The organism is Limnohabitans sp. (genome assembly GCF_046052765.1).
Taxonomy (GTDB): Bacteria; Pseudomonadota; Gammaproteobacteria; order Burkholderiales; family Burkholderiaceae_C; genus Limnohabitans.
Map to the genome: position 1 here is coordinate 1 of NZ_JAVLFQ010000061.1, position 6,808 is coordinate 6,808.

9 protein-coding genes are annotated in these 6,808 nt (G+C 51.2%); 7 read left to right on the forward strand and 2 right to left on the reverse strand.

What is annotated here, in order from left to right:
* From AC9UG7_RS08555 to AC9UG7_RS08565, 3 genes are all read left to right on the forward strand, one after another.
* On the forward strand, positions 1-519 hold a 519-nt coding region (locus tag AC9UG7_RS08555), incomplete at its 5' end, for a ferredoxin--NADP reductase (protein WP_509586570.1).
* 115 nt (positions 520-634) lie between these two features.
* Complete coding sequence (locus tag AC9UG7_RS08560; protein ID WP_509586572.1) at positions 635-889, forward strand: type II toxin-antitoxin system prevent-host-death family antitoxin; 255 nt, start codon at positions 635-637, stop codon at positions 887-889.
* Entirely contained in the window at positions 876-1,169 is a 294-nt protein-coding gene (locus AC9UG7_RS08565) for a type II toxin-antitoxin system RelE family toxin (RefSeq protein WP_509586573.1), read from the forward strand. The genes AC9UG7_RS08560 and AC9UG7_RS08565 overlap by 14 nt, the downstream gene beginning before the upstream one ends.
* 3 nt (positions 1,170-1,172) lie before the next feature.
* Here the strand turns inward: AC9UG7_RS08565 and pcaF are convergent, their stop codons facing one another.
* Positions 1,173-2,375: a 3-oxoadipyl-CoA thiolase gene (pcaF, locus tag AC9UG7_RS08570; protein ID WP_509586575.1), complete on the reverse strand. Its 1,203-nt coding sequence runs from the start codon at positions 2,373-2,375 to the stop codon at positions 1,173-1,175.
* Positions 2,376-2,402: 27 nt separating this feature from the next.
* Between pcaF and AC9UG7_RS08575 the strand changes: the two genes are divergently transcribed.
* The gene (locus AC9UG7_RS08575; RefSeq protein WP_509586577.1) at positions 2,403-2,831 is read left to right on the forward strand and encodes a DUF1841 family protein; all 429 of its coding nucleotides are present in this window, start codon (positions 2,403-2,405) and stop codon (positions 2,829-2,831) included.
* Between the two features lie 64 nt (positions 2,832-2,895).
* On the opposite strand, the gene AC9UG7_RS08580 is transcribed toward AC9UG7_RS08575, so the two are convergent.
* A complete protein-coding gene (locus AC9UG7_RS08580) occupies positions 2,896-3,555 on the reverse strand; it encodes a c-type cytochrome (protein ID WP_509586579.1) in 660 nt (219 codons plus the stop codon).
* An 86-nt stretch (positions 3,556-3,641) separates the two neighbouring features.
* Between AC9UG7_RS08580 and AC9UG7_RS08585 the strand changes: the two genes are divergently transcribed.
* Genes AC9UG7_RS08585 through AC9UG7_RS08595 form a run of 3 tightly spaced genes read left to right on the forward strand, consistent with a single transcriptional unit; the run spans position 3,642 to position 6,313 of the window.
* A complete protein-coding gene (locus AC9UG7_RS08585) occupies positions 3,642-4,496 on the forward strand; it encodes an AAA family ATPase (protein ID WP_509586585.1) in 855 nt (284 codons plus the stop codon).
* A 9-nt stretch (positions 4,497-4,505) separates the two neighbouring features.
* Positions 4,506-5,135: a GNAT family N-acetyltransferase gene (locus AC9UG7_RS08590; protein ID WP_509586581.1), complete on the forward strand. Its 630-nt coding sequence runs from the start codon at positions 4,506-4,508 to the stop codon at positions 5,133-5,135.
* Positions 5,129-6,313, forward strand: coding sequence for a vWA domain-containing protein (locus AC9UG7_RS08595; RefSeq protein WP_509586583.1), 1,185 nt, complete (start codon positions 5,129-5,131; stop codon positions 6,311-6,313). The genes AC9UG7_RS08590 and AC9UG7_RS08595 overlap by 7 nt, the downstream gene beginning before the upstream one ends.
* Positions 6,314-6,808: the final 495 nt, after the last annotated feature.

Below are 6,808 nucleotides of genomic sequence, written 5' to 3' on the forward strand. Positions count from 1 at the left end.
GGCGACAAAATCATCGTCGGGCGCAAACCCACAGGCACATTGCTGATTGATTATTTGCTGCCCGGCAAAAACTTGTATTTGCTGGGCACCGGCACCGGTTTGGCGCCTTACCTGAGCATCGTGCGCGACCCCGACACCTACGAGCGCTTCGAGAAAGTCATCATCGTGCACGGCGTGCGCGAGGTGAAAGAACTGGCTTACCACGACTACCTGACCCAAGAGTTGCCTCAGCACGAATTGCTGGGTGAGATGGTGAGCCAGCAAATGTTGTACTACCCCACCGTGACCCGCGAGCCGTTTAAAAACCAAGGCCGCATGACCGACTTGATCAACTCTGGCAAATTATTTGCTGACTTAGGGTTACCTGCTTTCAACCCTAAAGAAGATCGCGTCATGCTCTGCGGCAGCCCACAAATGCTCAAAGAGCTGAAAACCATGTTGGAAGAACGCGGTTTTGCCGAAGGCAATACCAGTACGCCTGGGGATTTTGTGGTGGAACGGGCGTTTGTTGAACAATAAAAAAGGCCGCATCCGCGGCCTTTTTTGATTTACTCAAGCATGGCTTGTTACTTTTCAGACTTGGGTTGACACATTTAAAAATACACTAAATAATGTACTTTTTTAAGCACTAAATATGTCAATCACCCAAACCATTTTTGCCAAAAACACCGTCAGCATGACGGATTTGCGTCGCAGCCCCTCGGAAGTAATTGAAGTAGCCCAGTCTTCACCGGTTGCCATCTTGAACCACAACAAGCCAGCGGCCTATTTGATTTCAGCTGCCGACTATGAAGATTTGTTGGATCGATTGGAAGATGCTGGGCTGACCCAAACAGTCAAAGCCCGCGCAGGTGGACCTACCGTCAAGGTGAAGCTTGAAGACTTATGAGCTTGAATTTCACGAATTAGCCCTGAAAGAGTGGCAAAAATTAGACGGCTCAATCAAGACTCAATTCGTGAAGGCGCTGAGCAAACGCCTTCACTCACCTCATATCCCTTCTTCCAGATTGCGAGGGGATTTACAAAACACCTACAAAATTAAATTACGCGATATGGGCTACCGATTGGTCTACGAAGTAGTTGATCAACGTTTGGTCGTGATCGTGATTGCTATTGGCAGGCGTGACCACAGCCAGGCTTACCAGATCGCCATTCAAAGAATCAAATAAAAATTACACCCGCTCAATCACCACGGCAATGCCCTGCCCCACTCCGATACACATGGTGCACAAAGCGTAACGCCCACCCGTACGATGGAGTTGGTTGGTGGCTGTTGTTACCAAGCGAGCGCCACTGGCACCCAGCGGATGACCCAATGCAATAGCACCGCCATTCGGGTTGACGCGCGGGTCGTCGTCTTGCAAACCCAGCATGCGCAACACTGCAATACCTTGCGCGGCGAATGCCTCGTTCAACTCGATCACATCCATTTGCGCCAGCTTTAAGCCGGTGAGTGCCAGCACTTTTTCAGTGGCAGGCGCAGGGCCTATGCCCATCACACGCGGGGGCACGCCAGCGGTAGCCATGCCAACCACACGGGCGCGCGGTGTCAATCCATGGACTTTGGCGTTGGCTTCATCGGCCAACAATATGGCGCAAGCGCCGTCGTTCACACCACTGGCATTACCGGCTGTCACTGAGCCGTCGGGACGCACCACGCCTTTGAGTTGCGACAGTTTTTCCAAACTGGTTTCGCGCGGATGTTCATCTTTGTCAACGATGATGGCGTCGCCTTTTTTCTGCGCAATGCTCACCGGCGTGATTTCCTCGGCCAATGCGCCGGACTTTTGCGCCGCCACAGCTTTCAACTGGCTGGCCAGCGCCATGCGGTCTTGGGCTTCGCGCTCAATCTTGTAATCGGTAGCCACGTTCTCGGCAGTTTCTGGCATGGCGTCCACACCGTACATGGCTTTCATGGCGGGGTTGACGAAGCGCCAACCGATGGTGGTGTCGTAAATCGCCGGGGTTCGGGCAAACGCCGACTCGGCCTTGGGCATGACAAACGGCGCACGGCTCATGCTCTCCACACCACCGGCAATCATCAGGGTGGCTTCACCTGCGCGTATGGCTCGCGCTGCCGTGCCCAGCGCGTCCATGCCGGAGCCACAAAGACGGTTGATGGTGGCACCTGGAATCTGGTGCGGCAAACCTGCCAGCAAACTGGCCATGTGCGCCACGTTGCGGTTGTCCTCACCAGCTTGATTGACGCAACCGTACAGCACGTCGGTCACAGCCTGCCAATCCACGTTCGGGTTGCGTGCCATCAACGCGCGCAAAGGCACGGCCGCCAAATCGTCGGTGCGTACACTGGACAAGGCACCGCCATAGCGGCCAAAGGGCGTACGGATGGCATCACAAATAAAAGCTTGGTTCATAGAATTCTCTGGTTGACAATACAGCGCATGTTCAGTCCCTCACAACAAGACGTCCGACGCTTCTTCTGCCAAGTCTATGTCAAGCTCAAGCAGGATCAATTGGTTGATCCGCTAGAGACGCTGGCGGGTGAATGGATTGCGCTTCACCCCGAATACCACGCCGTGCTTGCTGATGAGTCAAGCGCTCTCACGATTCACTTCGATGACAGCCAAGGCAACCCTTTTTTGCACATGTCCATGCATTTGTCGATCAGCGAGCAATGTTCCATTGACCAACCTCAAGGCATTCGACAAGCAGTTGAATTGCTGGCGGCCAAGCGAAACGACCTGCATGAGGCACACCACGAGGTCATGGATTGTTTGGGCACCATGCTGTGGGAGAGTCAACGCAGTGGCAGGCCACCTGACGGGCAGGCTTATATTGATGCGGTACAAAGACGCGCTACGCACGATTGACAAACTGAAAGCCCAATGAAAAAAGTCCACCGAGGTGGACTTTTTGTCTGGCGCTTGAAAAATTTCAGCGGAACTTAGATTGAGGCACGGTCTGCAAATCGCCTTGCTGCTGGTTTACATAAGCCGCGAGTTCTTTCAATTCTTCCAAGGAGAACTGCTTGGCAATACCACCCATGACGCCGTTGTTACGGCCCCAGGTGGCTTGGTTCTCAATTTTGTATGACTTGAGTGCCACATACACATAGTCTTTGTATTGACCGGCAATTTTGGGATAGCCGGGCACCATGGGTTTGTTGAGGTTGGCGCCATGACATGAAGTACAAGCGCCTTTGGCTACCAATTCGGCTACCTTGCCAGAGGGGTCAGCGGCTTTTTCGGGAACTGCAGGCGCACTGTCTTTGCCGTGTGATTCGTAATAGGCTGCGATGTCAGCCATGTCTTTGGCTGTCAATGAAGCCGCGATACTTTTCATGGTGGGATGCTTGCGATCGCCTTTTTGGTAAGCAGTCAATGCAGAAACTATGTAGGCGGCTGTCTGACCTGAAATTTTGGGTACTTTATAAACTTCAGGGAAACTGGCTTGGTAGCCTTTGATACCGTGGCAACCAATGCACATGGCAATTTTGGTTGCGCCTAATTTGGCGTCGCCGGCTTCCTGGGCATTGACATAAGAGGTCGCACATGCGACAAACAACACGAATACCGACGTATAAAACTTATTCATTTTGGGCAGACAATCATTGAAACTCCCAAGATTATATCGACGCGGTTTGTAAGCTCCGTGTCAATCCCATAAAAAGGTTGATGAAGATGAAATTCCAAGGTTCGAAAAATTACGTTGCCACCCAAGATCTGATGCTTGCAGTCAATGCGGCCATCACCCTCAAACGCCCGCTGTTGATCAAAGGTGAACCAGGCACAGGCAAGACCATGTTGGCAGAGGAAGTCGCTGCCGCGCTGAACATGCCGCTGCTGCAGTGGCATGTCAAATCAACCACCAAAGCGCAACAAGGTTTGTACGAATATGACGCTGTCAGCCGCTTGCGTGACAGTCAGATGGCCGACTTGGATGGCGGCGAGCGCGTTAAGAATATTGAAAACTACATCATCAAAGGCGTGCTCTGGCAAGCTTTCACGGCCAAAGAACCCGTGGCCTTATTGATTGACGAGATCGACAAGGCCGACATAGAGTTTCCCAACGACTTGTTGCGCGAACTAGACCGCATGGAGTTTTACTGTTATGAAACGCGTGAACTCATTAAAGCCACCACACGCCCGCTGGTGTTCATCACCTCCAACAACGAGAAAGAACTGCCTGATGCGTTTTTGCGCCGCTGTTTCTTTCACTACATCAAGTTCCCCGAGGCCGACACCATGCGGCAAATCATCGATGTGCACTTCCCGCATCTGAAAAAAGATTTGCTAGCCGCTGCACTCAAAACCTTTTACGACGTGCGAGGTTTGCCAGGCTTGAAGAAAAAACCGTCCACCTCTGAATTGCTAGATTGGTTGAAACTGCTGGTGGCCGAAGACATTCCACTGGCCGCACTGCAAACGCAGGATGACAAAGTGGCCGTGCCGCCGTTGGTTGGTGCGCTGCTGAAAAACGAGCAAGACGTGACGCTGTTTGAAAAACTGGTTTTCATGCAAAGCAGAAACCGTTAATGCGCGGCCATGGATCTGCAACCTGTCACCTTGAATGGCCGACATGCACGCTTGGTGCCGCTGGCTTTAGCGCATCTTGCCGGTCTGCAAGAAGCGGTGCAAGACGGTGAATTGTGCAAGCTCTGGTACACATCCATCCCCACTGCTGAAGGCATGGAAGCAGAAATTCATCGGCGACTGGCACTTCAAACAAGCGCAAACATGCTCGCATTCACCGTGATTGATTTGCAACAACAACGCATTGCAGGCATGACCACTTATATGAATGTGGACAGACCCAACCGACGCGTTGAAATCGGCGCAACTTGGTACCGCCAAAGCGCTCAACGGACATCGCTGAACACCGAATGCAAGCGGCTGTTGCTGGGTCATGCCTTTGAAGAACTGCGGTGTATTGCTGTCGAATTTCGCACGCACGTGTTTAACCAACAGAGCAGGCGTGCGATTGAACGCTTAGGTGCCAAGTTGGATGGCATATTGCGCCAGCACCAAATCAATTCGCATCCTTTGGCAAACCAAGCCTTGCGCGACACTTGTGTTTACAGCATCATTGACAGTGAATGGCCGAATGTGAAATTGCATTTGGACCATCAACTCAGCCGCACGCGGCTTGCAAGCCATGGACAACCACTATGCTGATTGATTTTTTCTACACACTCAGAGCCGCGAAACTGCCGGTATCGGTCAAAGAATTTTTGATGCTGCTTGAAGCCATGCAAGCCAATGTGGTTGGACCACAAAGCGATGCGTGCAGCATGGACGATTTTTATTACCTCAGTCGCACGGCGCTGATCAAAGACGAAAAACATTTCGATAAGTTCGACAAAGCCTTTGGCGCTTATTTCAAAGGCGTGGAAATGCTGACCGACTTTGCCGCCGAAGTACCCATGGAGTGGCTGAAGAAAATACTAGAGAACGAACTCACGCCCGAGCAAAAAGCCGCGATTGAAAAAATGGGCTGGGACGAGTTGATGGACACATTGAAGAAACGACTAGAAGAACAAAAAGAACGCCACGAAGGCGGCAGCAAATGGATAGGCACGGGCGGCACTTCTCCTTTTGGCAACAGCGGCTACAACCCGCAAGGTATTCGCATAGGCGGCAAGGGTGGCAACAAAAGCGCTGTCAAGGTGTGGGACCAACGTGCGTACCAAGACTATGACGACAGCATTGAATTGGGAACACGCAACATCAAAGTGGCACTGCGCCGCTTGCGCCGCTTTGCGCGGGAAGGTGCGGAAGACGAATTCGATCTGGACAACACCATACGCAGTACCGCAGCCAATGCCGGGTATTTGGATATCAAGATGCGCCCCGAACGGCACAACCATGTGAAGTTGCTGTTGTTGATGGATGTAGGCGGCACCATGGATGAACATGTGAGCCGTGTAGAGGAATTGTTTTCAGCGGTCAAAGGTGAGTTCAAGCACCTCGAGTTTTTCTACTTCCACAACTGCGTTTACGATTTTTTATGGAAGAACAACCGCCGTCGGTTCGCAGAAAAGTTTGATACCTGGGACGTGATCCGCAAGTACAACAAAGACCACAAACTGGTGTTCGTCGGCGACGCCACCATGAGCCCATATGAAATTTTGCAACCCGGCGGCAGCGTGGAATACAACAACGAAGAAGCCGGTGCCGAGTGGATACAACGCTTAACCCACGCCTATCCCAAGTTCGCCTGGATCAACCCTGAGCCCTTAGGCGTGTGGCAATACCGTCAAAGCATCAGCATCATTCAACAGCTGGTCAGCAACCGCATGTTTCCGCTCACGCTCAAAGGGCTGGAAGATGCGATGCGTATGTTGAGTAAATAAATTAGTCTTGTTTGATTTCTTGGTCTGATGCTGCCTGTTGCACTTCGTGCTTGAATCCGCCAAATAATATATTTTATATAACAGAATAGTATATACATTATATAAGTTTATAGACTGTTCAACATGGTGCGGTTTGATTAAATTAGGACCTGAACCACTAGACGGTTTCTTTCTAAGAAACCGTCTGGTCACCATGACACCCTGTTTTCAGTGGTTTAACCAGTTGGTCTGATTCTCATCTGGTAGGTTTCCAGCTTTAACTGGGGATCTAATCCAGTTTCACGACATGTTGGTACTGGTGACTGGGTTGGTTGTGGGTTTTGTTCACGGTGTCTCAACCATTGTTTAAACGTCATCATTGAACACCTCCCTCTCAAGGAGAATAATCAACGTCTTGGAGTCTGGTGACATTGCGAACTGATAGGCAAAGTCATCGAATTCATAGAGTGACTTAATCAGTCTGTCTCTAGTGACCCTCAGTCCGTAGTTGCGGCA

Bases quoted from the DNA above. Each gene is read 5' to 3' on its own strand.
- AC9UG7_RS08560 (WP_509586572.1), top strand. From the start codon at position 635: ATGTCAATCACCCAAACCATTTTTGCCAAAAACACCGTCAGCATGACG.
- pcaF (WP_509586575.1), bottom strand. From the start codon at position 2,375: ATGAACCAAGCTTTTATTTGTGATGCCATCCGTACGCCCTTTGGCCGC.
- AC9UG7_RS08575 (WP_509586577.1), top strand. From the start codon at position 2,403: ATGTTCAGTCCCTCACAACAAGACGTCCGACGCTTCTTCTGCCAAGTC.
- AC9UG7_RS08580 (WP_509586579.1), bottom strand. From the start codon at position 3,555: ATGAATAAGTTTTATACGTCGGTATTCGTGTTGTTTGTCGCATGTGCG.
- AC9UG7_RS08585 (WP_509586585.1), top strand. From the start codon at position 3,642: ATGAAATTCCAAGGTTCGAAAAATTACGTTGCCACCCAAGATCTGATG.
- AC9UG7_RS08590 (WP_509586581.1), top strand. From the start codon at position 4,506: ATGGATCTGCAACCTGTCACCTTGAATGGCCGACATGCACGCTTGGTG.
- AC9UG7_RS08595 (WP_509586583.1), top strand. From the start codon at position 5,129: ATGCTGATTGATTTTTTCTACACACTCAGAGCCGCGAAACTGCCGGTA.